Source organism: Oceanobacillus indicireducens (assembly GCF_014647195.1).
Classification (GTDB): domain Bacteria; phylum Bacillota; class Bacilli; order Bacillales; family Amphibacillaceae; genus Oceanobacillus; species Oceanobacillus indicireducens.
Genome location: NZ_BMOS01000039.1, coordinates 1 through 24,951, shown reverse-complemented (window position 1 = coordinate 24,951; position 24,951 = coordinate 1). Strand labels below are relative to the sequence as shown.

The following is a 24,951-nucleotide window of genomic DNA, read 5'->3' as shown; positions in this document are numbered from 1 at the left end:
TGAATTAGTTTGAAATAGATGACCTGGAATAATGTGCTAGTTTACATTAGTAGCGTTCATTGTTTCTGATAATAACCATAAAAAATAATCCCTCATGTGGTTTGACAGGCCTTTGAGGGATTATTTTCCTGAACAGTGCCTAGCCCCTCTTGTCGGGGTTCGGTCTATTCGACCGTTCCATGTAACAACATGGGCGGTCGTTATTAATTTATGTCTTTCTATATTTAATTATACCACGAATACAATGATTGTACACACCCATGATTCATATACAGGAATCATACCCATATCTAGAACAGTTCTTATTTTGGATAAGTATCCGATCCTTAATAAAAATAAAATGATTCTGTTCAACGAGATTTCCTTCTCAGTAGATTCCAAGGAAATAAGATCCTTTGTACTGAAGGTGGTCTAATGATATATTGATGTGATACAGTAATTTGAAAAAGCAATAAAAAGGGACTAATCGTTTGCCTTGAAACCCTAACTGTTTTTGCCAATTCGCCTTGTGTCATATTTTTTCTGCTGGTGCCACCTTTAATCGATTTTGCAGTATAAACGTTAGAACATTTGATTCTGTTGTTTTATTTAAACAAAAAAATCCCTTCTGCTACAGAAGCAGATGGGATTTTCTATAAATTAGGATTTAACAACGTTAGTTGCTTGTGGTCCACGGTTACCTTCTTCGATATCGAAAGAAACTTGTTGACCTTCGTCTAAAGTTTTGAAACCATCACCTTGAATTGCTGAGAAGTGTACGAATACATCGTCTCCACCTTCAACTTCGATAAAACCGAAACCTTTGTCTGCGTTAAACCATTTTACTGAACCTGTGTTCATATGAAATTCCTCCATTGTGCATCAAGCACGTTTATTACTTTGGTTGTTCTGATAATAATTCAAGATGATGATAAACGTTATAATGTTTTGACATAAATCCTGTATTGCTAGCACGAACAATTAAGTAACCTAAGTGTAACACATGTCACCCAAAAAAGATACTATTCTTTTTTAGATATAGTATTCAATCTGGTTCAAACTCTATTTCAACCCATTCTTCTCAAAGTATAATCGTTCGCTAAATTATTATAATGACTAATACTCCATTTCAACTTCATTATATGCTTTTACCAGTTCCTTCATTTTATTTATAATGTCTCTTTCATAATTTCCTTCCAATAAAATCGATTCTGTTGCATATGGTGCGAAATCTAGGTGGGATCCAATCATTACCGAGTGAGCAGCTTTCTGGAACATATACTTTTCTTTAATTTTATCAAGAACCTTTTGTCTATCCTTCTCATTCAACATGTCAATTTCTTTAATGATTTTATCTGGAAGAGACATAGCATGTACCTCCATGAAGAGAAACCCTTAGCGGTGACTTCCCCTCTTTCTCACCGAATCCCCATCAATTCCTTCAATTCCTGCTCATTATGAATCAAATCCTTCAACGTATACTCATCAAGCACTTTAAAAAATGCATGCAATGCCCGGTTAACGACATGCTTTAACGTGCAACCCGGTTCGATGACACAATGTTTTTGACCTTTTTCAAAGCATTCGAGCATATTAAAGTCATTCTCCAGCTGCCTGACAACAATACCAATATTAATTTCTTCTGCAGGCTTTGCTAGACGGATTCCGCCATTTCGGCCTCTAATTGTTTCAATCAACTCAAGCTTATTTAATTCGTGGACAATTTTCCCCAAGTGATGTTGCGATATGTTAAATACTTCCGAGATTTCTTTAATGTTTACCAGTTCTTCATTCTCTTTCATCCCAGCAAATAATAGAACACGAAGCCCATAATCTGTATATTTTTTTAGATTCATATTCGTTTCTCCTTAAAAAATACTTTCACATTATTGTAACATAGGTTCGGTTTTTCCTATTGATACAGTAGTTACATTAATTATACAATAAACATGTATTCAAAATACATGTTTAAACTTTTAAAGGGGAGTGCTTAAATTATGGCAACAACTACTACAGGTTTAACTGAAGAAACTCGAAACATTATTAAAGCAACTGTACCAGTATTAGAAGAACATGGTGAACAAATTACAACACGTTTCTATCAATTAATGTTTGAAAATCATCCAGAACTAAAAAACATTTTCAACCAGACAAACCAACGACACGGGGATCAACCGAGAGCCTTGGCAAATACGGTTTATGCAGCTGCAGCAAACATCGATAATTTGGAAGCGATCTTACCAGCTGTCGTATCGATTGCGCATAAACATAAGAGTCTAAACATCAAGCCGGAACACTATCCAATCGTCGGTAAATATCTGCTTCTTGGTATTAAAGATGTACTGGGAGACGCTGCGACAGATGAAATCATCGATGCCTGGGAAAAAGCATACGGTGTGATTGCAGATGTATTTATTTCCGTTGAAAAAGAAATGTATGAAGAAACGAAAAACATGACAGGCGGTTGGATTGATTACCGTGACTTTAAAGTAATGAAAAAAGTTAAAGAAAGTGATGTTATTACGTCGTTCTATCTAGAACCGGCAGACGGAAACCCTTTTCCTAGTTATAAGGCGGGTCAGTACATTACCGTAAAAGTTGATATCGAAGGAGAACCATACACGCACCAACGTCAATACAGCTTATCTTGTGCGCCAGACGAAGGGCAATACCGGATTAGCGTGAAGCGAGAAGATGGTACTGCAGATACTCCAGCTGGAATTGTGTCATCTTATTTACATGAACATGTTGAGGAAGGAAGCGTACTTTCCATTAGTGCACCTTCTGGAGAATTCTATCTTGATACAGAAGATACTCGTCCACTCGTTCTATTAAGTGGTGGCGTCGGACTTACCCCAATGATGAGTATGCTTGAAACAGTAATCAAGGAACAGCCAGAACGTGAAGTTACGTATATTCACGCTGCACAAAATGGTAATGTGCATGCAATGAAAGACCGTGTGGGTGAAATTACAGAATCCCATAACAATGTGAAAAGCTATGTCGTCTACGATAGCCCGGAAGCAGATGATCAATATGATAAATTAGGACATATTGATACCGAATGGTTAAGCACAATTCTCCCAACGACAGATGCTGCCTATTATTTCTGCGGGCCTAAAGGCTTTATGCGTGCCGCTTATAAAATCTTAAAAGAATACGGCGTTGCTGAAGAAGATATCCACTTTGAAATCTTCGGACCAGCTGAAGATATTACAAATTAATTTCACCATCACAAACAATCAGAGAATCCCATCTACTGCCCTTCTTACACAGTAGCCGGGATTTTTTTCTTTTCCCCCTCTCTCCCGGCTGATTTGAAGAATAACTGTTTTGTTCTCTAGTTAGTGCGTTCATTCTGCTCGAATGGGAAGAAGCAGGTATTATTTTCCTGTTAATGCGCTCGGCTTGCCGGAATGAGAAAACAAACAGGCTGCATTTTCCTTTCAGCGAACTCGGTATGACGGAATGGGAAAATAAACAGGCTGTATTTTCCCTCCAGCTCACCCAGTCTGCTGGAATGGGAAAACAAATAGGCTGTATTTTCCCTCCAGCGCACTCGGTATGACGGAATGGGAAAACAAACGGACTTTATTTTCCTTTCAGCGCACCCAGTCTGCTAGAATGGGAAAACAAACAGGCTTTATTTTCCTTTCAGCGCTCCCGGTATGACGGAGTGGGAAAACAAACGGCTTTATTCTCCCATTCATTCCTTCAACTTGCCTAATCGGGAAAACAAAATGACTTTACTCTCCTATTCGCGCGCCCTTCTTATCCAAATAAGAAATAAACGAGTTTTTATTCTCCCATTTCTGCGCCCGTCCTGTTTTTCTATCTTGGAGTAACCAGACAAAAATGCACTTACACCGAATGAAAGTAATCCGCAGCTTTCACAATTACGCTCTGTAACTTTTTTTATACTAAAGGTAAAAAATAAGTTACCTTATGTAAAAAATATGTTACCTTAACTAAAGAAGAGGTGAATGGATATCTCCTTTAACCAAAAAAGAAAAATAAACAACAGAATTGTTGTATTAAGAGTGGAAAGGGGATTATCCCAGCGTGAGCTTGCAAATCAACTAGGGGTAAGCCGACAAACGATTATTTCTCTTGAGAAAAACAGGTATAACCCCTCTTTGAAATTGGCGTTTGATATCGCCCTTTTCTTTGGTGTCGACTTACATGATGTTTTCCAATATGAAATGGAGGGGGATTAAAGTGGATTTTCTTTTCCTTTGATGTCGTTAGGATGATTGCTAATCGAATTATACGATCAATTCATTCAACATTTCGACTATGAAACATACAAATTAGTTATCTGGTTTTTAATCTCTGGTTTAATGATTCTTCATGCAAGTATTTTAAGCGTACTAAGAAGGAAATATTAATTAGTAGAGAAAGGAACGTGTCTATATGAATATCTGGGCTTGGATTGGGCTTTCTGGAATTGTTATCCTCACTCTTCTCCCACTCCTGAGTGAAAAACAACGAACGAAAGAAAAAATTCGGGAAGCAGTAATCATGAATGCAATTGTGCTTGCCATTATTATTGCTGTATTACTTTTTAATGTAGATTATTTATTAGCTTTTATCCTTGGTGCGGTAGTCTATATCCTCTTGGATAAAAAGACATATACAAAGAAACGCCTCATTATCTATGGCGGAATTATTATCGTTATCGGAACTGCATTCTTCTATATTTTCCGTGATAATCCAGATTATGTCCTCCATCATCTACAAGATAATCCGGAAACAACTTCGCTCTATGTCGTAAAAAATGGTGAAGAAGTCATTGCTTATCAATCAGATATTGTGCATCCACTTGCAAGTACCGTTAAAATAATTATTGCCTTGGAATATGCGATGCAAGTAGAAGCTGGTGAATTGGATAAAGATCAGCTTGTCCCTCTTGCAGATTTAAACCGTTTCTATTTTGAAGGTACGGATGGATTTGCACATGAAACCTGGCTCGAATCCATCCATACGGCAGGTAAGATAAAGGATGAGCAAGTACCTCTTCATGAAGTTGCTAAAGGAATGATTACATACAGTTCGAATGCGAATACCGACTACCTGCTTCACCTGCTAGGGATTTCCGCAGTTAATGATCGGATTGAATCTCTTGGTCTTATCCATCATGAACCGGTCTATCCTTTGGTCAGTCCCCTTCTCTTTCCGGAATATGTTGCTGACGATTCCATGAACACCGATGATATCGTCAACGAACTGGAAGCAATACCGATGGAACGTTACCGGGAACTTGCAATTGATTTCAGCAATCAGATGAAAGAAGGTACAATTGATATCGAATCTTATTCGTTTGATTTGCCACTCGCCGTTCAAAGAGTCTGGTCCGACCGATTAATCGGTGCGTCTGCCAAGGATTACGGAAATCTATTATCGATTATATCTAATGATGAACTACCGACTGAAGCCGCTGCAATCATGCGAGATTTAATGGAATGGCCAATGGAAATGAATGAAGCGAATCAGGACTATTACGCTCATCTCGGATCAAAAGGTGGGTCAACCGCATTTATCCTGAATGATACACTTTACGCAGAAAACCTTGACGGTGAAAACATAGAAATCGTTTTATTTACGGATGACCTCACTCGATGGCAAAACAGATTGTTGCAGCATAACATCAATTCTTTCGAGGTGAACTTAATTGGCAGTGACGAATACCGATTAAAAGTTAAACAAGCGCTAGAGGAACAATCCTAATCCCGTCTCAAGCTAATTCATTGCCGTCTTTATCATTCTCCTCCATACTTATTATAAGGATAAAGTATGGAGGAGAAACAACGAGCCATAACAACCTCTTATACAGGCTTTTTCACGATTAAACGAATTCTTCCGGATAAAATACTATCCCCGTCTATCAAGGATTAAAACCATTTTTATGTAAAGTTACAATTGGAAATCTGATCCTTGAAAAATATGAAGCAGTCACGGACCTCGACGAACCCCTTCCATCGCTCACAGCAACTACCGATACAACGCTTGCCTTATTTCTCATCGATCTTGATACCCCAATGACGCTTGACAGGGCAAAATTAATAAAAAAGCATGATCCCTCTCTACCGAATAATTCGGCAGGGTTTTTGTTTGGCGGATTTTACCATTGCTAACGTTTAGTAAACTACTTATAATAAGAACAAATGTTTCTATTAGGTGGTGGACTACGATGGATTATTCAATTTATCCGCGAAATGACATTCTATGTATCGATATGCGCTCCTTTTACGCAAGTGTTGAAGCGGTAAAACGTAATCTTGACCCAATGAAAACAATGCTTGCCGTTGTCGGTGATTTAAAGCGGCCAGGAAGTATTGTGCTCGCCGCCTCTCCTGCCTTAAAAGAAAAATATGGCATCAGTAATGTTAGCCGTTATTTCGAACTTCCTGATGATCCGGATATTCATATCGTTCCTGCTCGAATGGCCGATTATTTACATGTATCCTTGGAAATTACAAAGCTAATCCATAATTATGCACCAAAAGAAGCCATCCACCCATATTCCATTGATGAAATATGGGTGACGGTCAATGGACTTGAGCGACTATTCGGTGACCGGCGCCAAATTGCCGAGAAAATAAAGGCAGAAATTATGGAAAGCTTTGGACTTACTGCTGCAATCGGAATTGGTGATAATAAATTTCTCGCTAAAGTCGTCATGGATCTTCACGCAAAGAAAGAAGGAATCGCTGAATGCAGCTATGAAGATGTAGAAGAGAAACTTTGGCCTTTTCCAATTGAAAAAATTTGGGGAATTGGCAGCCGCATGAAACGCAATCTGAATCGCATGGGGATTGTCACACTTGGTCAGCTCGCCCGCTACGACTTGAATCAACTAAAAAAACGCTTCGGTATTATGGGTGAGCAACTCTACTCGCATGCTTGGGGTATTGATTTAAGCCCCGTTTACGGCAACTTCACCAAGACGGAGCAAAAAGGATTCGGACATGGCATCTCCCTGCTCCGAGACTATACGGAAAAGGAAGTCGCGACATGTATTTTGGATTTATGTGAAGAAGTCTGCCGGCGTGCGCGCACTGCTAATCAAGCTGGAAAAACGATTAGTCTTAGTATTTCCTACTCCTCAGAAAAGAAAGGTGGGTTTTCTCGTTCGAAAAGCATCGAACGCCCGACCAATGTAACGATGGATATGTATGAGGTCTGTATGCAGCTTTTCCAAAAATTTTATGACGGAAGCAGCTACATCCGCCACGTATATGTAACCCTTGGTAATCTTTATGATCATGAAGATATTCAGCTTGATTTATTTGAAGATCGCTTAAAGAAAAATAATATCGGTTATGTCATGGACGCCATCCGTGATAAATACGGATCCACTTCCATCCTGCGAGCCTCGAGCTACACCGAAGCAGGCATTCTCCTCGACCGAAGCAAAAAAATCGGAGGTCATCAAGCTTAAACCAACGCTGTGTAACGTGCTATAATAAGTTGGATGTCTAACTACTCAAACAGCGAAAGGAAGAATAGACGATGAAAAAACACTTCTTACTCACTATTTTTCTGTTTGCCGCAATTTTAACTGCTTGTGGTGAACAAGAAGCTCCAGCCGAAGAAACTGCAGATGATACAACTGCTTATCCAAATGACGTGGAAGAGAATCCGGTCGTCACCATTACGATGGAGAATGACGAACAAATTATACTGGAATTATATCCGGAAATTGCACCGAATACCGTCGCAAACTTCATTTCCCTAGTCGAAGATGGATTTTATGATGGACTCATTTTCCACCGGGTTATCCCTGGATTTATGATTCAAGGCGGTGACCCAGATGGCGCTGGCACGGGCGGTCCCGGCTATTCGATTGCCGGAGAATTTTCCTCCAACAACTTTGATAATGATTTAGAACATGATCGGGGCGTACTATCTATGGCAAGATCACAATCACCGGATTCCGCTGGTTCCCAATTCTTTATTATGGTAGAAAAGTCCTCACAATTGGATGGTGACTATGCTGGTTTCGGTAAAGTGACGGAGGGGATGGAAGTCGTCGATCAGATTGTTTCAGTTGACCGAGATGAACTGGATAAGCCTTTTGAAGACCAAGTGATGAAGACAGTTGAAGTCGATACGAAAGGTTATGACTATCCCGAGCCAAATGTATTATCCGAATAGTAATTATGAAGGTTTAACTAATTGTCACAGACAGCCCGTTTCACATATAGTACAGTTATACTATAAACATAATCACGATGAAAATCAGTGAAAAGAGTGAGGAAAGTCATATGAATGAAACATCTAAAAAACTGGATCAGATAAAGTTCAAATTCCAACACGAAATTGAAAAAGCAATCAACGACTTAGCAATGATTATTATATTCAATCATCAAGGTATCATTCAGTATGTCAATAAAAGGTTTACAGAAGTCACCCAATATACGCAGGAAGAATTGTTAGGAAATGCGTTGACAAATATTTTCCCTGATGACTTTTCAACACTTGTTAACCAAGCTGCAAATAATCAGCGAAAATGGAGGGGTGACATAAGACAGCAGAGGAAAGACGGGACCTATTATTGGGTGGAAGCAAACCTCTCCCCTACGTCCGACACCGTGACTGGAGAAGCCCATTACGTGCTAATCCAGCGTGAAATGACCGAACGTAAAGAGTATGAGCAAATGATGGAAAACCTAGCTTATGTTGACCCTCTGACAAACCTTCCAAACCGGAATTATATGAAGAAATGGGTAACGGAAAAACAGCACCTAGCTGATACCAAAATCACAATTCTTTTTATCGATATTGACCGGTTTAAAACAATTAATGATCATTTCGGTCAGGATATTGGGGACCAAGTCTTAATAGCCTTGGCAAAACGGTTGGAAGCATGCGTAGGAAAAGAGCCGCTCATCTTCCGTTATGACGGTGAAGAATTTATTATACTATTAGAGAACCACTCTAGAGAAGATACAAATCGGCTGGTAAATCAGATTCTCCGCACCATCCGGCAACCTGTCCGAATCGATTATCATGAACTGCTCCTAACAGCAAGCATCGGAATCAGTTCTGGTCATCCTTTCCTAGCAGAAAGAGATGCAACTACTGCGCTTGAAGATCTTGTAAAAAAAGCGGACACAGCGATGTATCACGCTAAAAAGCAAGGTAGAAACAATTTTCAATTCCATTCAGATAATCAGATTAGAGAGCTGGATCGGGATTATCAAATTGAACTTGAAGTTACGGACGCATTGGAGCGTAATGAATTTTCCCTTGTTTATCAACCATTAATTAATTTGAAAACAAATAAAATTGTTGGCGTAGAATCATTACTTCGCTGGGACAACCGGTTACTTGGTAAAGTCTCTCCAATGGAATTCATTCCAGTTCTAGAGGAGACAGGTCTTATCGTACCTGTAGGAAAATGGATTCTTCATAGTGTCTGTCATCAAATGATGAGCTGGCAGCAACAAGGACTATTCTTGCAACGCGTGTCCGTCAATGTGTCACCACTTCAATTCCGTGATCCGTATTTTATTGCTGATCTAAAGGAAATCCTCCACGAAGCTCAACTGGATGCTTCCTATTTAGAGCTGGAGATTACGGAAGGCACCTTACTGGATATCGAGGATTCCACAAAGAAATTACATGATCTCCAAGAGCTTGGAGTCAAGGTTTCCATCGATGATTTCGGTACCGGCTATTCCTCCCTCAGTTACTTAAAGCAATTGCCGATTGATACATTAAAAATCGATAAATCTTTTATCGATGACCTAGACAGGGATGGAAAAATTATTGTCAACACAATTATCAGCATGGGCAAAAACTTACAGTTCCGGATTATCGCAGAAGGTATTGAAAACAGTGATCAATTTAAATACCTCCAAGAGCAGCAATGCCATGAAGGACAAGGCTACTTCTTCAGCCGCCCGGTAAACAGTGAAAGAATAGAAGAATTATATCATTCTCTGCAGTAATCAAAAACAGCCGACTGGAAAATTCCAGCTGGCTGTTTTTCAATTCATTATTCGATTTCTTGAGCTTCATCAATTACTTCTTGTGGTACTGCAATCTCATCAACTGTATTGATTCCAGTGTATGTTGCAGTCATTTCTTGATTCATACGTAAGGATTCACCTTCCGCGTTAATATCAAAATCCATATTCGTAATTACTTTTGTCGTATCATATGTTTCTTTATCAATATGGAGTTCATAGTACATGGAATGAATTGTCATTTCTTCAAGTACTTCGGAAATCTCTACTCCTAAGTCGGCAAATGTTTCTTCACCAAGATTCTCTTTGATAAGTTCCTCGGTAAGGTCGGCAAACTCATCGCCTTCTCCTTCAAACTTAAACACATAGTAGTCGTCTTCTTCTGAGAAATCGACATCATCCATAAAGGACTCCAGCATCTCTAATTGATCTTGTGCAGTTTGATCTGTATTCATCATTTCTGTCGGCATCATATCTGTACTCATTTTTAACCAAGTCTCTGACATTGACTCGTACATATAAAAATCTGTATCTGTGAGGTACATTTCCATCTCTGTTTCAATTGGCATCCCTTCGACTTCCATGCTGATTGTACCTGTTTGGTGCATCGCGAGTGGATCGATTGTCATGGCGGATTTTGTATCCATATCCATCACCATTTCACCTTCCATCGCGTCACTCTCCATTGTTTGGTTGATCACCATATCCATCTCAACGCTTTCCATTTTCTCTCCAGCTTCGACAGCTTTTTGATAGACTTCCTTCGCTTCATCACTATTACCGCAAGCTGCTAAGAAGGCCATCAACAAGACAGCTAGACCTACTGTAAATTTCTTCAACATCATAATCCCCTTTCTTTTTTCCCCTACCATTTGATACGAATTACTTTTATCAAAGGTTTCAACTTTTTTGGCGGAATCGTAGGATAGTATATCTTGTTTTCTTTATTTTGAACAGGGCAAAAAGCGGAATTTCAAATATTCCCAACGAAAGTCCTAGTAGAGGCAGTCTATTTGGACGGATTACAAGTTCTCTGAATTTCTACGATATATGCTATGATTCTATTATTATCAGTGGTTCAAGGATTAATTCACGACCTTGAGTAATATAGCGGATAAAAGTAAAAATTCGGACCGGAAATAATAAATGACCCCCCTACTATAAGAAGTTTCCTTTCACATATGGTATGATGTGAACTAATAACCAGTTGAAAGGAAATCAGCATGGATCTAAAAATTTTATACGAAGATAACCATTTACTTTTTGTTATTAAACCTGTAAATATACCTGTCCAAGAAGATCGTACAGGTGACCCTGATTTATTGAATGTTGTAAAATCCGATATTAAAGAAAGATATAATAAACCTGGCAATGTTTATGTTGGGATGGTTCACCGCTTGGATCGACCAGTTGGCGGTGTCATGGTATTTGCCAAGACATCGAAAGCCGCTTCTCGAATTTCGGACGTTATCCGCAAGCAGGAGATGGAAAAGAAATATTTAGCGATTGTAAGAGGCGTGCCAGATAAAGAGTTTGCCCACTTGGAAGATTATCTTGTGAAGAATAAAAAGAAAAATATCGTCCACACCTCCACGAGGGAGAATAAAGAGGCAAAAAGAGCGCTGCTTGATTTTGAAGTACTTGGTACGAAAAAAGGACTAAGCTTGCTTGCAATCACGCTCCATACAGGGCGCCCGCACCAAATCCGTGTTCAACTTGCAAGTCGGGGACTCCCTTTATATGGCGATCAGAAATACGGAGAGAATGTAAATAAACCTGGCGAACAGATCGCTTTATGGTCGAGTGAGCTTGCTTTACCTCATCCAACAAAGAAAGAGGAGATTCGAATCTCAGCCGCTCCACCTAATGAATATCCTTGGAATTTGTTTTAATAAGAAGAAAATGAGACATAGCTCAAACTACAGTTATGCCTCATTTTCTTTTCCTTCTTCCTTCTCTTGTTCCTCCAACAGATCGATTAATACCCTACTAGGTTCGCTCCCGGTATAGCCGATATCGGTGACAGTGTTTTCGGTTCGTGCAATAACAGATATATAGTTATTCTGTTCTTCTATCCATGCTTCATCATAACCTGTCAAATGGATTTCTTCATAATCCTCCAAGCCTCTTTCTGCTCATCATCTTCTCCCCCTAGCATTCTAGCTCTGCCATCTGCAACCATATCCATTAAGCGAGCATATTCTTGTTCCAACGCCTGCTCACCCAATGCAGTCATTTTATAAATCTTCCTTCTGCCATTTGCATCTGTGAGTTCAATCCAGTTATCCTTTTCAAGACGCTTTAAAATTCCATATAATGTTCCGGGACCCATTTCAATTCTTCCCCGAGAAATTTCATGGACCTTTTCCATAATCGCATAACCATGGAGGGGCTCCACTAAAGCTAACAAAATATAATACATCGCTTCTGACATCGGATTCTCTTGTCTTTTCCCCATCTCATCATTCCTTCATTATCTGTATATCGCGTCACGATATATCGTTATACATAGTATATGGCATGAGTAAACCGATTACAATATATTTTTCCCTGGAAATTAAAATTCTGAATGAAAAAGCTGAAACCATATGGTACGATAAAACGTAAATAGAGTAAGACACAAGAAAGGAGGGATTATGTGGAGCTATTCGGTACGTCTATAGAAAATGTTTATTTAATTGTCCTTATCCTTTCGGGTATCTTAACGATTCTTTATTTATTTTTTGGAGATTTCTTAGAAGCTTTTGGGGAGATTACACCATTTTTTAATCCGGCATTGATTCTTGCTTTCATTACATTTTTCTCTGCCTCCGCTTATATTATGGAAATTGTCTCGTCACTATCAACGGTTCTTATTATCATCATTTCTGTTGTTATTGCATTTATACTCACTTCCGTACTGAACCTCTTCGTATTTATTCCGATGAAATCAGCAGAAGAATCATTAAGTTATACAGAGGAATCACTAAAAGGAAGAGTTGGTAAATTAATCCTTTCTATCCCGCTTGATGGTTATGGAGAAATTGTCATAGAAAGTAAAAGTGGCACAATCTCAAAGCCTGCAGCAAGTTATGATAAGGAAGAAATCCAGGCAGGCAAACGTGTACTTGTTATCGAAGTGGAGAATGGTGTCCTTTATGTCATTCCATATGAAACAGAGTTCGATTTATAATCCGTTTAATCTACTCAAAGAGAGTATGTTAATAAATATATATTAAGGAGGAAACTGCATGTTTGAATCAGTCAGCATGGCTGTCTGGGCCGTTATTGCGATTGTCGTCTTTCTTGTCATTGCCTTTATCGCGATTTTCACGACGAGATATCGTACAGCCGGACCAGACGAAGCATTAATTGTAACAGGTAGCTATCTAGGAGGTAAAAATGTACATACGGATGAAGCGGGGAATAAGATCAAAATCATCCGTGGCGGCGGTACTTTTGTTCTGCCGGTCTTCCAGCAGGCAAGCCCATTAAGTCTCTTGTCTAGTAAACTGGAAGTCTCTACTCCCGAAGTCTATACGGAACAGGGCGTTCCCGTAATGGCGGACGGAACTGCTATTATTAAAATCGGTGGATCGATCAATGAGATCGCGACTGCTGCTGAACAATTTTTAGGAAAGAGCCGGCAAGACCGGGAATTTGAAGCAAAGGAAGTATTAGAGGGGCATCTCCGCTCCATCCTCGGTTCCATGACCGTTGAGGAAATTTATAAGAACCGGGATAAGTTCTCCCAAGAAGTGCAACGGGTTGCTTCTCAGGACCTTGCGAAAATGGGGCTTCTTATTGTATCCTTCACCATTAAAGAAGTAAAAGATAAGAATGGTTATCTCGAATCCCTCGGGAAACCGCGAATTGCCCAAGTAAAACGGGATGCAGATATTGCAACAGCTGACGCGGAGAAAGAAACACGGATTAAGCGGGCCGAAGCTGCGAAGGATGCACAAAAATCCGAACTGGAACGTGCAACTGAAATCGCTGAAGCGGAAAAAGAAAATCAGTTGAAAACAGCCGAATACCGCCGCGAACAGGATATTGCGAAAGCACGGGCTGACCAAGCGTACGACTTTGAAACTGCAAGATCGAAACAACAAGTTACCGAACAGGAAATGCAGATTCAAATTATCGAACGTCAAAAACAAATTGAACTCGAAGAAAAAGAGATTCAACGTCGAGAAAAACAATATGATTCAGAAGTTAAGAAAAAAGCGGACGCGGACCGTTATGCAGTTGAGCAAGCGGCTGTCGCAGAGAAAGCGAAACAAATGGCTGCAGCAGATGCGAATAAATACCGTATTGAAGCGCAAGCAAAAGCGGAAGCTGAACAAGTACGGATTGATGGTCTAGCTAAAGCTGATTCATTAAGAGCGCAAGGGGAATCGGAAGCAGAAATCATCCGTCTCAAAGGTATCGCAGAAGCGGAAGCCAAAGAGAAAATTGCCGAAGCTTTCGAACAGTACGGTCAAGCAGCGATACTCGATATGGTTATCAAGATGCTTCCTGACTATGCGAAAGAAGTTGCAGGACCACTTGGCAACATCGATAAGATTACGGTTGTTGATACTGGTGGCGGCAAAGGTGATGGTGGCGCCAATAAAGTGTCAGGTTATGCAACTAATCTAATGGCAAGTCTGCAGGAAACATTAAAAGAGACTTCCGGTATTGATGTAAAAGAATTACTGGAAGGTATCGCAGGTAAACAAACACAAGCCGTAAGCACGATCAACCCTGTTCCAGAAACAAAAGCGAAAAAAGAACAAATAGAGGCAGAGGCTGATACATCTAAAATAACTGATTCTGAATAAATAAATAGCCACTATCTGGTTCACAAACAACTGTAAACCAGGTAGTGGCTATTCTCTATCAATAAATAATGTAAGTACCTTCGCCTCTTCATGTTGATTCACCGGCATGAATAAATGCGGCTTGTGCCCTTGGAAATACGCACTATCTCCCTGTTCCATCAAATGCTTTTCTCCATTATAAAAAAGAATGATGGAGCCTTCCAAAATGAAAATGAACTCATCCTGTGAGTGGGTATACCCTTCCGTCCGCTTGTTGAATTCCTTTGGTGTAACATGGACAATTGTTGGTTCGATCCCGCTATAATGAGCCCGGTTTGCAAGCAGTTCATAAGAATACCCCATGGACTCGTCCCCTACTTTAGATGGGCGGTCATTATTTCTTTGTAATACGAGTTCTTCTTCTTTCTCTTCATCTAAAATCCAGGAAAGTGGAACTTCCAATGTTTCACTGATTTTCGAGAGTGTCGCGACAGCTGCCGCAGTTTGGCCGTTTTCAATTTTGGAGAGCATACTTTTTGATATTTGGCATTGATCAGCAATTTGCTGTTGTGTTAGCTTTTTTCGTAATCGGATTTGCTTAATTTTTTTACCAATACTTTGCAGATCTATGGGTGTTCATTCCTTTCCCAAATATTCTATTACGTTATTATGATAGAATAGCAAGACCTGCAAGTCAAGATAAGTAGAGTAAAATAAGCCATGATAACCGTTTCGGTACCATGGCTCATTATTAGGCGTTGGATATATAAGCTAGGGAGCGGCTTGGCAGTTGCTTGCCAAGGATGTTTTGAATATAGAGACCTGCTTGCTGCATTTTCTTTTCACTAATCCCTGTTTCAATTCCGATCCCGTGCAGCAAATACAATACATCATTCGTATCCACATTTCCGGTGGCACCCTTGGCATAAGGACAGCCTCCGAGCCCTCCTACAGTACTATCAAATCGATTTATTCCATAATGGAGTGAAGTCATAATATTGGCGATTGCCATCCCTCTTGTATCATGGAAATGGAGAATAAGCTTCTCTTTCGGGAAATGTTTCAGTAATACTTCGAGCAGCTTTTCAACATCGGTAGGAACCGCTGTCCCGATCGTATCGCCTAACGATAAATCATCGACACCTGCTTCAACGAGCCGGTCACATACTTCAAGCACTTGTTCTGGCGTAATCTTTCCTTGGTATGGACAATCGAATACAGTTGAAATATATCCTGTCACAAGTTTCCCGGCATCCTTTGCTTCCTTAATCACTTCTTCTAGAATCGGGTACGTATCCCCAATAGATTTATTAATATTCTTCTGATTATGCATTTCACTTGCCGACATGAAGACAGATGCCCGGTCAATACCTGCTTCCAATGCAAACTCTAATCCCTTCATGTTCGGAACAAGTGCTGAATAGGTAACATCTGGGTTACGGATAATACGCTCGCCCACTTCTCTTGCATCCTTAAGGGCGGGGATCATTTTTGGATTTACGAACGAGGAGTATTCTATCTCCTTTACCCCTGTATTCGAAAGCATATTAATCCAAGCAATTTTATGTTCGGTCGGAATCCATTCCTTTTCATTTTGTAAACCATCTCGGGGACCAACCTCTTTCATAATTACTTCTTTCGGTAAATTTTCCACGCTATCCCTCCGTTCATCAAATCATTGGAACCGTTTACAATAAGCTGTAAAAAATTAAACTCAATATTAGTTTACTCTTATTCAACATTGTTGAGTAAAGTATATAATAAATATTCAGCCATTGCAAATATATTATTCTAAAAAAACAAAACGAACTCTATTTAGAGCCCGTTTTGTTATCGTTGCGATTATTTTTCGTTTAGAGTCCTTCATCTGTGTCTGCACTAGGATCTACGCCGCCATCAGGCGTTTCTTCACCAGGTACATCCGGTGTCATTGGTTCTTCTGCTGGGTCTTCAGCATCTGCGCAAGCTACAAGGAATCCTGATAAAAGGAAAATCGAGGCGAGAATTTTGAGTTGCTTCTTCATCATATTTCATTCCTTTCTTTAGCTTTCTACTTAATGTGTACCCCGATAAAGCCTTTACAAATCTTAAGAAAACATTACAAAAACATGATAGTGTTTTAATAACTCACCCTATTCACAATTTACTATCAAGAAAAAGAAAAATGAAACCAAACTTCCCTTTATACCGTAATATATATTACCCCAACTTTCGCAGCCCAAAACAGCGAATCACATTCATTCAGCGTGAGTATTTTGTGTATTCATTTTATTGGCGTTCTAATTACCGTTCAGTTGCCCGGCGGACGGATGCTTTCTACGGGCACGGCCTCAGCCTCCTCGGAAGAAGTTCGCTTCCTGCTCAGGTCTGGACTCGTGCTTTTCCCGTAGGAGTCACCGTCCGCCGGGCAACTGAACTGGTAAAGATGATTATGATGAATGGAAGTTATTCCATCTTGATAAAATTATACTTCTGGAGTACGAGATAGTGTTCCTAGTTTGGCCTTTCCTGGGAGCAGTCCAGACACCTCGAGACTCCTGCGGGAGGATAGGCTTGGTGAGACCCCACAGCAGGCTTGCCTGCGAGGAGGCTCACCAGCCGCCCGCGGAAAGCGAGAGGTGTCTGGACTGCGGACCTCCAGGAGAAGGTTGCGCTCACGCTGAATAAAAGTGATTATTTTTTCAGATGCGAAAGGTGAGATATTGAGTTAAACTAAAATTAACCCTTATATGGAGGAGGAAGCGGAATGGGAATCCTTTCTAGATTTACTACCCTTATGAAAGCAAATATAAACAGTAGAATCGATCGTTCCAGAGATCCTGAAAAAGTTATTGAAAAAACATTACGCGATGTGAACCTCGATCTTCGTACTATACAATCTGAAGTGAATGCATTAGAAGCGGATGTAAGACGAGCTAAGCGGGCAGTGGATGAATGTGAAATGGAAATTAGAAAGCTAGAGCGCTACCGGGAACGCGCAGCTGATAGGATCGAAACACAGGCTGCAGGATTTTTAGATGACCAAGAACATCTAGAAAGTAAAAAGTTAGAGCTAGTTGCCAAGTATAATCGACTTCTAATAGAAGCAAGGCAAATGAGATTACTAGAAGAAAAATTAACGCTGGATGTCAGGCAATTGGAAGCAAGAAGCCGAATGATTAAAGAAAAATCAGCACTACTTAACCAGAAACAAAAAATAAATAGTGGGAACCCCTCCATTACTTCCGGTTTTATGAGTTACGAGGAAGAACTAAATTTTAAGCTGGATGAAGCTGAAGCACTTGAACAGCTAAGAAACAAACCAGCACCTATTGATTCCATAGATGAAGAAATTGCAAAATTAACGACGAACAGAAGCGAGACATCTAACGAATAGCGGGGGATTACAAATGGTTATACAATATAAATGTCCAAACTGTGGGAGTGATATGACGTTCGATGCCGATTCTGGTACATTGTCCTGTGACAATTGCGGTAGACAGGATAATATAGAGAACTTTTCCGAGGACTTTATTGCAACGGTATTTGAAGAAGAGGAAGCAAAAGAATACCAATGTGAGAACTGCGGGGCTGTCATTGTTACAGATGGTGATACTACCGCGACCAATTGCAGTTTCTGTGGGGCAGCTGTCGTGTTGGCCGATCGCGTGTCTGGAATCCTTGCCCCTTCGCTTGTGCTTCCGTTCACCATTTCAAAACAGCAAGCAGAACAAGCATTTCGAAAATGGTGTAAAAGAGGACTGCTTACCCCTAAAGATTTCAAGATGGCTGACCGGATTAAAGAAATTACCGGCATGTATGTCCCCTTCTGGCTCTATGATTTAAAAAATGAAGCGAAAGTCCATGCAATTGGAACGAGGGTAAGAAACTACACAAGAGGGGATTATATTTATACGGAAACAAAGTATTATGATGTATACCGAGATTTACGCATAGACTTTAGCCGGGTGCCGGTCGATGCTTCGGAAAAAATGGATGATGCTCTGATGGATAAGCTTGAACCCTATCAATATAGTGATCTAAAAGACTTCAAAACCCCTTATCTTGCCGGTTATATTGCAGAGAAGTACAATTATGATGCAGAAGATTTACTGCCACGGGTAAAGGATAAAATGCGTAAACCACTTGATGATTATATTCGTTCAACAATCAGTGGATACCATTCCGTGAATTATAAAGATAAAAATATCCGTACGGCAAAAACAAAAAGCTTATATACGCTTCTTCCAGTCTGGATGGTATACTATGATTACGAGCAGGCGGAACATATTTTTGCAATGAACGGACAAACCGGAAAAGTTGTCGGAAAGCCTCCACTCAGTAAAGCGAAGATTGCCGGATGGTTTGCAAGCATTGCCGGTGGATCCTTTATCTTAATGAAAATTATCTCCTTTATTGTTACAGGAGGTATCAATTTCTAATGTTCATGAACCGTTTATCAAAAAGTGCAATCATTTTTATCGCATTCTTTTTCTTATTCACAACTCCCGCTTTTGCAGATGTCGAGCGGATTTACGATGAAGCTGGCCTGTTAGATGCAAATCAAATAAAACAGCTGGAAAAGAAAGCTGCCTCCTATTTTAGTGAATGGTCGACTGACTTCATTGTCGTTACAACAAATGACATCGAGGGTAAATCACTAAAGAGGTATACGCAGGACATTTCCGATGAACTAGAAGAAAAACTGAACCGCCCAGAAGATAACATGGTCATCTTAACTATTTATATAGAATCAAGCGCGGATAGAGAAGCTTATATCGCAGGGTTCGGAAAGGGAGAGGAATATGTAGACGATGCAAGAATACAATTAATTCTCGATCACATTATCCCTGACTTGGCGAATGACGATTACTTTGAAGCTTTTGAGCTATTCTTTGAGAAATCCGCTGAATATTTGAATATTCGCCCCGGTGTAAATCCGGAATCTATTTTCTTAAATACGTATCTTCAACTTGGGGTTGCTATTACTCTAGGTGGATTAATCGTATTTATCATGGCATATTCCTCGGGGGGAAAAAGCACAGTAACAAGTGGAACATATTTAAATCGGAATAACTCGCGAATCGTCAGGAAGCATGACCGCTATCTCCGTAAAACCGTCACAAGAAAAAGAAAACCGTCAAATAATAGCAATAGCGGTGGCGGCGGTGGATTTGGTGGTGGCGGTGTCACCCGTGCTGGCCGCTCGCATAGTGGCGGCGGTAGGAAATTTTAAATAAATAATTATACGTAACGAGAAAGGACGGATTCCATGTCTTTTTTTAGAAATCAACTAGCAGACGTTGTGGAATGGCAAGAATTTAGAGATGATATGATTTTTTGGAAGTGGCCGAACCGGGAGATTAAAAAAGGCAGTCGCCTAATGATTCAACCTGGTCAAGATGCAATTTTCTTTAGTAATGGAAAAATTGAAGGAATTTTTGAAGAGGATGGGGAGTATAATATTGAATCAGAAATCATTCCTTTCTTATCAACTTTAAAAGGATTTAAATTTGGCTTTAATTCCGGACTGCGTGTCGAAGTCCTATTTGTTAACACGAAACAATTCACGGTGAAATGGGGAACGAAAAACGCAATCAACATCCCTTCCCCCTCCCCCGCTTTACCGGGTGGAATTCCAATCCGGGCGAACGGGACATTTAATTTTAAAGTAAATGATTATGTGAGATTAATCGAAAATGTAGCAGGTGTGAAAAAGAAATATCTCGTGGAAGATGTAAAAATCCGGATTACTACCGTGCTGGATCAACTCTTAATGAAATGGATTGCGCGTGAAGGGAAGGATATGTTTAATCTGCAAGCAAATTCATTTGAAATCTCACAGGGCATCCAGGAAGACCTTGATATGGAAATCTATGATTTAGGGCTTTCCATCACTGGATTTAATGTAAACAGCTTTAACTATCCAAAAGAAATTCAGGATATGATTACGAAAGCTGCTTCCCAGGGTATGGTTGGTGACGTTGCGAAATATCAACAACTTGAAATGACTGACGGTATAGCCTCAGGTAAGGTAAAAAGTGGCGGAACCGCATCCGACATGGCCGGGATGATGATGGGCATGAACGTTGCAAGTGAAATGATGAAAAACATGAAACAAATGAATCAACCGGACCAAAATCAACAACAGGAGCAACAAAATCAGCCAGCAGCGAATAACCAGTCAACTGGCAATTCAAGCAAGCCCAACTTCTGTCCAAATTGCGGGCAGAAAACAGATGGAGCAAACTTCTGCTCGAACTGTGGTCAAAAATTGTAATAGAAAAGGTCGGCACCGAGATGCCGACCTTTTCTTTGTTTTTTTATATAGGAGCACTTGTTATTACTGAATCGTTACTTTCACCGTGCGTACGCCCCAGCTTGTTGCTTGCTTTTGCGTTGGGACGAATACATCTATTTTATTTCCACGAATTGCGCTTCCTGTATCTCCTGCAATCGCATGGCCGTATCCTTCCACATGAACGATACTTCCAAGTGGAATGACACTTGGATCAACTGCGATTACCTTCGCATTTGGATTCGCCTTTAAATCGATTCCTGTACTTGTTACACCAGAACAGCCGTTACAGTCTGCTGTATAAGCGGTAGATGTAACTGTGAATGACTTATCATCAGATTCGCTTGGCTTTGGCGTTGGTTTCGATTCCGGTTTATTTACAGCCGGTTCTTCCTTTTTCACCTGAACCGGTTTGCTTTCTTTCTGTTCCTCTTTTTTCTCTACTGATTTCGTTTTAACCACTGCAGCTTGGGCTTGTTCTTCCTGTTTCGCTTTCTCAGCAGCTGCTAGTTTAATCTCTTCTTGGCGCTCACGTTCTGCCGCTTCTGCTGCAGCAATTTCTTTTTTGACTGTATCTTCCATTGTTTTTAAACGTGTATCTTCCCCTTCTAATTGCTCGACATAAGCAACTAGTTCCTGGCGCTTATCATTTAAAGACGCTTTAACCGTCTCTTGTTGCTGCTTTTCCTGTTCAATCTGTGCACGTTCTGCTTCTTGCGCTTCATGCATTTGGTCTAAATCATTCAGCTTTTCAAGTGTTGAGTGCTGATGCGCTTCGACAAGTTCCATATCAGCTTCAAGCTGTTCCATCAACATCGCATCCGAATCCATTACTTGATTGACTGCAGTTACGCGGCTAATGAAGTCTCCAAAGCTCTGGGAGTCAAAGATCACTTCAATATAATTAATTAGCCCGCCTGATTTCTGGTAGGATGATGCTCTTGTTTTCAACAAGTCAAAGCGTTCTTCAATACTTGCATTCAATCGATCGATTTCTGCTTGGAGGGTGTAAATCTCTTCTTTCGTAGTTTCAATCTCATATGTAATTTCCTCCACTTTTGCCTCTTTCTCTTGTAGAAGGTCATCTAACCGATTGACTTCCTCGTTCAATGCTTTCATATCGTCATAAAGTTCATTGATTTTCTGTTCCCCAGCTAATAAGTTGTTCTGGATTTCTTTTCTCTCTTGTTGGATCTCCTCTAAATTACCCTTGCCACTTGCATGGACTTGTAAATGAAAGGTGCCTTGGATAAATAATAGAGAAGCTATCAAGGTGACGATTGTTATCTTTTTCCTCAACCTTTTTCCCCCATTTCCATAGATTTCTAATTCGCAATCTATGGTTGCAGTATAACATCCAATCGTAACAAAAAGATTATGCTTAGATTACAATTAGATTTCAGGAGAAATTTACATTGAAACAAAGACGGAAACGCCCTTGCAGGTTAAGAACGCGATTCGTTACGCGGAAGCCTGGGACTGCGATTACTTGTCCCTCCGTAGAGGGTTTGCCACTAAGCTAGCACATCTAGTAGTCGCAGCAACGTACAAACTGTTACTCTCGGGCTAGTGCTAACAATTTCAGTTATCCTCAGCATCTTCATTTTACAAGGAACCTTAATAATCCCCTAAAGTTAAAAAGCTAAGGAAAAATAAATTCTCCTTAGCTTTAACATATTTCTATTAATTTTCTACAGTATTTGTTTGGAAGTTTACTAGGGTTTGCGTGAGATTTGCTTTTTCTACATCTGATAATGGGATGAGTGGTAAGCGGACACTTCCAACGGGTACGTTGATTTCATTTAATGCTTCTTTTACCGGTGATGGGCTTGGAGCCTGGAATAAGGCTTTTACAACCGGCACGATGCGACGGTGGATTCCAGCAGCTTCTGTAACGTTACCATCAAGGAAGTTTTGGACCATCGCTCGCATATCTTTCCCAATCACATGAGCTGCGACCGATACAACCCCCGTTCCACCAATAGAAAGAATTGGTAACGTCATGCCGTCATCCCCGCTATATACACTGAAGTCATCTCCAGTTTCTTCAATGATCTGAGATACTGCATCAAGATCTCCGCTCGCTTCTTTTACGGAGACGATGTTATCAACTTGGGACAAGCGGATAATCGTTTCAGGAGTCATGTTGACAGAAGATCTTCCTGGAATATTGTAAAGCATGACTGGTAAAGATGTGGACGCTGCAATTTGGCTGAAATGTTGATATAATCCCTCTTGAGAAGGTTTATTATAATATGGTACGACAAGCATAATTCCATCAATGCCAATCGATTCAACTTCTCTTGTCAGTTCAATGGAGGCTCTCGTATTATTCGAGCCTGTTCCGGCAAGCACCGGTACTCTGCCATTTACTTCTTTCACTATATATTTAAATAGTTCAACCTTTTCTCTCGTCGTTAATGTCGGTGATTCACCGGTTGTCCCGGCCACAACTAAACCATCAGTTCCTGTATCGAGTAAATGTTCAATTAGCTTCGACGTTCTACCATAATCTACTTCTCCGTGTTCATCAAAAGGTGTCACCATTGCTGTTAGTAATCTACCAAAATACATTTATTTCACATCCCTTTCTTTTTTACCATCAATAAAAGCAAAAAAGCAATAACGGTTTGGGCCGCTATTGCTTTTCGAACGATGGATTGTTCTTTCGCTTGATAGCTCCCCATATAGTTGCCTATATGACAGACCTATACCTATTCGATATAGACCCAGCATCCGGAATTAATGAGCTTCCTTCTGCTTCGGCAATTCCCCCTTTCCATATGGTTCACTGGGTCTCATTCACCCTCCACATATGTACTAATGGTCACTGCAACCTCTATCCTTACTTTATCGTTTATAAAATAAGAGATATTTAATTGTTTTCACTACTATAACAAAGACTGTAAGAAATAACAAGTAACAGCAGCTCTTTACTGCTATATTTATGTTATTTGCACCCTAACCGTGCATCTTTTATACAGGGAAACATCATTTAGTCGTTTTTTCCTCACTGAGTATTAGTTGAATAAATCGGGCCGTTACTGGCTGTTGAATCTCTCACTTAGGATTTGCAATTATTCTGATGTTACAATGGCAATTTTATAACCAATTACTCTAGGATAGGATTCGTTCACCAAATAATGATCCAATTAAGTCGACTGCCAATGTCCCCGTTTTATTTCGCTCATCAAGAATTGGATTGACCTCTACAAATTCAGCTGATGTAATTTTACCAGTTTCCGCAAGCATCTCCATTGCAAGATGTGCCTCACGGAACGTTACCCCGCCTGGAACTGGAGTGCCGACACCCGGTGCGTCCAAGGGATCTATTGCATCGAGGTCAAAGGAAAGATGCACCCCGTCTACCCCCTGCTCTTCGAAGTATTGATTCGTATCTTCAATAATCTGAGGCATGCCGATTCGATCAATTTCATGCATCGTGTACACGTTGATTCCTTTTTCTTTAATAAAATCTTTTTCACCAGGATCTAGGTCACGCGCACCGATGATAATAACATTTTCTGGTTTTACTTTTGGAGAATATCCACCAATTTCAGTGAGCCTTTTTTCGCCATAGCCTAACGATGCAGCAAGTGGCATACCATGGATATTTCCGGATGGAGACGTCTCAGGAGTATTCAGATCCCCGTGGGCGTCATACCATATAAGGCCAAGATTTTTATAAGATTTAGCTACCCCTGCTAATGTACCAATAGCCATACTATGGTCACCGCCTAAAATAAGCGGAAAAGAATCTTTTTGAATTACTTCTTCAATCTGGATCATTAACTGTTCACTTGCTTTATAAACCGCTTCCAAGTTTCTAATTCCAGTTTTCGGATCTGTCTTTAGTTTATCTCTACCAATCTGGATATCTCCTAAATCTTTAACGGTGTATCCCCTATTCTCAAGCCTTTCTATGATACCGGCATAGCGA

25 protein-coding genes and 1 riboswitch are annotated in these 24,951 nt (G+C 40.2%); of the genes, 13 read left to right on the top strand and 12 right to left on the bottom strand.

Going from position 1 to position 24,951, the window contains the following annotated elements:
• Window positions 1-639 precede the first annotated feature (639 nt).
• From IEX94_RS17425 to IEX94_RS17415, 3 genes are all read right to left on the bottom strand, one after another.
• Complete coding sequence (locus IEX94_RS17425; protein ID WP_156857784.1) at window positions 640-840, bottom strand: cold-shock protein; 201 nt, start codon at window positions 838-840, stop codon at window positions 640-642.
• A 255-nt stretch (window positions 841-1,095) separates the two neighbouring features.
• On the bottom strand, window positions 1,096-1,347 hold the full coding sequence (locus IEX94_RS17420; protein WP_188859242.1) for a hypothetical protein: 252 nt from the start codon (window positions 1,345-1,347) through the stop codon (window positions 1,096-1,098).
• A gap of 50 nt (window positions 1,348-1,397) precedes the next feature.
• A complete protein-coding gene (locus IEX94_RS17415) occupies window positions 1,398-1,835 on the bottom strand; it encodes an RrF2 family transcriptional regulator (protein WP_156857786.1) in 438 nt (145 codons plus the stop codon).
• Between the two features lie 141 nt (window positions 1,836-1,976).
• Between IEX94_RS17415 and hmpA the strand changes: the two genes are divergently transcribed.
• The 6 genes from hmpA to IEX94_RS17385 all read left to right on the top strand — a co-directional run bounded on the left by hmpA (window position 1,977) and on the right by IEX94_RS17385 (window position 9,935).
• Window positions 1,977-3,203, top strand: coding sequence for an NO-inducible flavohemoprotein (hmpA, locus tag IEX94_RS17410; RefSeq protein WP_156857787.1), 1,227 nt, complete (start codon window positions 1,977-1,979; stop codon window positions 3,201-3,203).
• Window positions 3,204-3,962: 759 nt separating this feature from the next.
• On the top strand, window positions 3,963-4,196 hold the full coding sequence (locus tag IEX94_RS17405; protein WP_188859241.1) for a helix-turn-helix transcriptional regulator: 234 nt from the start codon (window positions 3,963-3,965) through the stop codon (window positions 4,194-4,196).
• A gap of 196 nt (window positions 4,197-4,392) precedes the next feature.
• Window positions 4,393-5,706, top strand: a complete 1,314-nt coding sequence (locus IEX94_RS17400) for a serine hydrolase (RefSeq protein ID WP_188859240.1) — start codon at window positions 4,393-4,395, stop codon at window positions 5,704-5,706.
• A 463-nt stretch (window positions 5,707-6,169) separates the two neighbouring features.
• Entirely contained in the window at window positions 6,170-7,420 is a 1,251-nt protein-coding gene (locus tag IEX94_RS17395) for a DNA polymerase IV (protein WP_188859239.1), read from the top strand.
• Window positions 7,421-7,491: 71 nt separating this feature from the next.
• A complete protein-coding gene (locus tag IEX94_RS17390) occupies window positions 7,492-8,136 on the top strand; it encodes a peptidylprolyl isomerase (RefSeq protein ID WP_188859237.1) in 645 nt (214 codons plus the stop codon).
• A gap of 110 nt (window positions 8,137-8,246) precedes the next feature.
• Window positions 8,247-9,935, top strand: a complete 1,689-nt coding sequence (locus IEX94_RS17385) for a putative bifunctional diguanylate cyclase/phosphodiesterase (protein ID WP_188859235.1) — start codon at window positions 8,247-8,249, stop codon at window positions 9,933-9,935.
• A gap of 47 nt (window positions 9,936-9,982) precedes the next feature.
• Here IEX94_RS17385 and IEX94_RS17380 read toward each other — a convergent pair whose 3' ends face one another.
• Window positions 9,983-10,792: a DUF6612 family protein gene (locus IEX94_RS17380; protein ID WP_188859234.1), complete on the bottom strand. Its 810-nt coding sequence runs from the start codon at window positions 10,790-10,792 to the stop codon at window positions 9,983-9,985.
• A 384-nt stretch (window positions 10,793-11,176) separates the two neighbouring features.
• On the opposite strand from IEX94_RS17380, the gene IEX94_RS17375 reads away from it, so the two are divergent.
• On the top strand, window positions 11,177-11,845 hold the full coding sequence (locus IEX94_RS17375) for an RluA family pseudouridine synthase (protein WP_188859232.1): 669 nt from the start codon (window positions 11,177-11,179) through the stop codon (window positions 11,843-11,845).
• A gap of 33 nt (window positions 11,846-11,878) precedes the next feature.
• On the opposite strand, the gene IEX94_RS17370 is transcribed toward IEX94_RS17375, so the two are convergent.
• Window positions 11,879-12,076 carry a hypothetical protein gene (locus tag IEX94_RS17370; protein ID WP_188859231.1) on the bottom strand — a complete coding sequence of 66 codons (198 nt, stop codon included), beginning with the start codon at window positions 12,074-12,076 and terminating at the stop codon, window positions 11,879-11,881.
• A complete protein-coding gene (locus tag IEX94_RS17365) occupies window positions 12,049-12,411 on the bottom strand; it encodes a PadR family transcriptional regulator (RefSeq protein WP_229782784.1) in 363 nt (120 codons plus the stop codon). The genes IEX94_RS17370 and IEX94_RS17365 overlap by 28 nt, the downstream gene beginning before the upstream one ends.
• A gap of 180 nt (window positions 12,412-12,591) precedes the next feature.
• Here IEX94_RS17365 and IEX94_RS17360 point away from each other — a divergent pair, with 180 nt between their 5' ends.
• Window positions 12,592-13,125, top strand: a complete 534-nt coding sequence (locus IEX94_RS17360) for an NfeD family membrane protein (protein WP_188859229.1) — start codon at window positions 12,592-12,594, stop codon at window positions 13,123-13,125.
• Window positions 13,126-13,183: 58 nt separating this feature from the next.
• Window positions 13,184-14,755, top strand: a complete 1,572-nt coding sequence (gene floT / locus IEX94_RS17355; protein ID WP_188859228.1) for a flotillin lipid rafts scaffold protein FloT — start codon at window positions 13,184-13,186, stop codon at window positions 14,753-14,755.
• A 48-nt stretch (window positions 14,756-14,803) separates the two neighbouring features.
• Here the strand turns inward: floT and IEX94_RS17350 are convergent, their stop codons facing one another.
• From IEX94_RS17350 to IEX94_RS17340, 3 genes are all read right to left on the bottom strand, one after another.
• Window positions 14,804-15,337 carry a helix-turn-helix domain-containing protein gene (locus IEX94_RS17350; protein ID WP_268239604.1) on the bottom strand — a complete coding sequence of 178 codons (534 nt, stop codon included), beginning with the start codon at window positions 15,335-15,337 and terminating at the stop codon, window positions 14,804-14,806.
• 148 nt (window positions 15,338-15,485) lie between these two features.
• Window positions 15,486-16,388: a hydroxymethylglutaryl-CoA lyase gene (locus tag IEX94_RS17345; protein WP_188859227.1), complete on the bottom strand. Its 903-nt coding sequence runs from the start codon at window positions 16,386-16,388 to the stop codon at window positions 15,486-15,488.
• Window positions 16,389-16,587: 199 nt separating this feature from the next.
• A complete protein-coding gene (locus IEX94_RS17340; protein WP_229782783.1) occupies window positions 16,588-16,761 on the bottom strand; it encodes a hypothetical protein in 174 nt (57 codons plus the stop codon).
• Window positions 16,762-17,480: 719 nt separating this feature from the next.
• Here IEX94_RS17340 and IEX94_RS17335 point away from each other — a divergent pair.
• The 4 genes from IEX94_RS17335 to IEX94_RS17320 are packed head-to-tail and all read left to right on the top strand — an operon-like array spanning window position 17,481 to window position 20,993.
• Window positions 17,481-18,110, top strand: a complete 630-nt coding sequence (locus IEX94_RS17335; RefSeq protein ID WP_188859225.1) for a PspA/IM30 family protein — start codon at window positions 17,481-17,483, stop codon at window positions 18,108-18,110.
• 13 nt (window positions 18,111-18,123) lie between these two features.
• On the top strand, window positions 18,124-19,155 hold the full coding sequence (locus IEX94_RS17330; RefSeq protein WP_188859224.1) for a TFIIB-type zinc ribbon-containing protein: 1,032 nt from the start codon (window positions 18,124-18,126) through the stop codon (window positions 19,153-19,155).
• Complete coding sequence (locus IEX94_RS17325) at window positions 19,155-19,949, top strand: TPM domain-containing protein (RefSeq protein WP_188859223.1); 795 nt, start codon at window positions 19,155-19,157, stop codon at window positions 19,947-19,949. The genes IEX94_RS17330 and IEX94_RS17325 overlap by 1 nt, the downstream gene beginning before the upstream one ends.
• A gap of 36 nt (window positions 19,950-19,985) precedes the next feature.
• The gene (locus IEX94_RS17320; RefSeq protein WP_156857804.1) at window positions 19,986-20,993 is read left to right on the top strand and encodes an SPFH domain-containing protein; all 1,008 of its coding nucleotides are present in this window, start codon (window positions 19,986-19,988) and stop codon (window positions 20,991-20,993) included.
• Window positions 20,994-21,056: 63 nt separating this feature from the next.
• Here IEX94_RS17320 and IEX94_RS20185 read toward each other — a convergent pair whose 3' ends face one another.
• The 3 genes from IEX94_RS20185 to rocF form a co-directional block, all read right to left on the bottom strand.
• Window positions 21,057-22,310, bottom strand: coding sequence for a PcsB-like coiled-coil domain-containing protein (locus IEX94_RS20185; RefSeq protein WP_308425623.1), 1,254 nt, complete (start codon window positions 22,308-22,310; stop codon window positions 21,057-21,059).
• A gap of 384 nt (window positions 22,311-22,694) precedes the next feature.
• Entirely contained in the window at window positions 22,695-23,585 is an 891-nt protein-coding gene (gene dapA, locus IEX94_RS17310) for a 4-hydroxy-tetrahydrodipicolinate synthase (protein WP_188859221.1), read from the bottom strand.
• A gap of 94 nt (window positions 23,586-23,679) precedes the next feature.
• Window positions 23,680-23,861, bottom strand: a riboswitch (Lysine riboswitch).
• A gap of 267 nt (window positions 23,862-24,128) precedes the next feature.
• The coding region (gene rocF, locus IEX94_RS17305) for an arginase (protein WP_188859219.1) at window positions 24,129-24,951 on the bottom strand (823 nt) is incomplete at its 5' end.

Excerpts from the sequence above, each read along its gene's own strand:
- IEX94_RS17340 (WP_229782783.1), bottom strand. The coding sequence starts at position 16,761 with ATGATGAAGAAGCAACTCAAAATTCTCGCCTCGATTTTCCTTTTATCA.
- IEX94_RS17325 (WP_188859223.1), top strand. The coding sequence starts at position 19,155 with ATGTTCATGAACCGTTTATCAAAAAGTGCAATCATTTTTATCGCATTC.
- IEX94_RS17395 (WP_188859239.1), top strand. The coding sequence starts at position 6,170 with ATGGATTATTCAATTTATCCGCGAAATGACATTCTATGTATCGATATG.
- dapA (WP_188859221.1), bottom strand. The coding sequence starts at position 23,585 with ATGTATTTTGGTAGATTACTAACAGCAATGGTGACACCTTTTGATGAA.
- IEX94_RS17420 (WP_188859242.1), bottom strand. The coding sequence starts at position 1,347 with ATGTCTCTTCCAGATAAAATCATTAAAGAAATTGACATGTTGAATGAG.
- IEX94_RS17335 (WP_188859225.1), top strand. The coding sequence starts at position 17,481 with ATGGGAATCCTTTCTAGATTTACTACCCTTATGAAAGCAAATATAAAC.
- floT (WP_188859228.1), top strand. The coding sequence starts at position 13,184 with ATGTTTGAATCAGTCAGCATGGCTGTCTGGGCCGTTATTGCGATTGTC.
- IEX94_RS17425 (WP_156857784.1), bottom strand. The coding sequence starts at position 840 with ATGAACACAGGTTCAGTAAAATGGTTTAACGCAGACAAAGGTTTCGGT.
- IEX94_RS17330 (WP_188859224.1), top strand. The coding sequence starts at position 18,124 with ATGGTTATACAATATAAATGTCCAAACTGTGGGAGTGATATGACGTTC.
- IEX94_RS17400 (WP_188859240.1), top strand. The coding sequence starts at position 4,393 with ATGAATATCTGGGCTTGGATTGGGCTTTCTGGAATTGTTATCCTCACT.
- IEX94_RS17375 (WP_188859232.1), top strand. The coding sequence starts at position 11,177 with ATGGATCTAAAAATTTTATACGAAGATAACCATTTACTTTTTGTTATT.
- IEX94_RS17365 (WP_229782784.1), bottom strand. The coding sequence starts at position 12,411 with ATGGGGAAAAGACAAGAGAATCCGATGTCAGAAGCGATGTATTATATT.
- IEX94_RS17385 (WP_188859235.1), top strand. The coding sequence starts at position 8,247 with ATGAATGAAACATCTAAAAAACTGGATCAGATAAAGTTCAAATTCCAA.
- IEX94_RS17405 (WP_188859241.1), top strand. The coding sequence starts at position 3,963 with ATGGATATCTCCTTTAACCAAAAAAGAAAAATAAACAACAGAATTGTT.
- IEX94_RS17415 (WP_156857786.1), bottom strand. The coding sequence starts at position 1,835 with ATGAATCTAAAAAAATATACAGATTATGGGCTTCGTGTTCTATTATTT.
- IEX94_RS17320 (WP_156857804.1), top strand. The coding sequence starts at position 19,986 with ATGTCTTTTTTTAGAAATCAACTAGCAGACGTTGTGGAATGGCAAGAA.
- IEX94_RS17390 (WP_188859237.1), top strand. The coding sequence starts at position 7,492 with ATGAAAAAACACTTCTTACTCACTATTTTTCTGTTTGCCGCAATTTTA.
- hmpA (WP_156857787.1), top strand. The coding sequence starts at position 1,977 with ATGGCAACAACTACTACAGGTTTAACTGAAGAAACTCGAAACATTATT.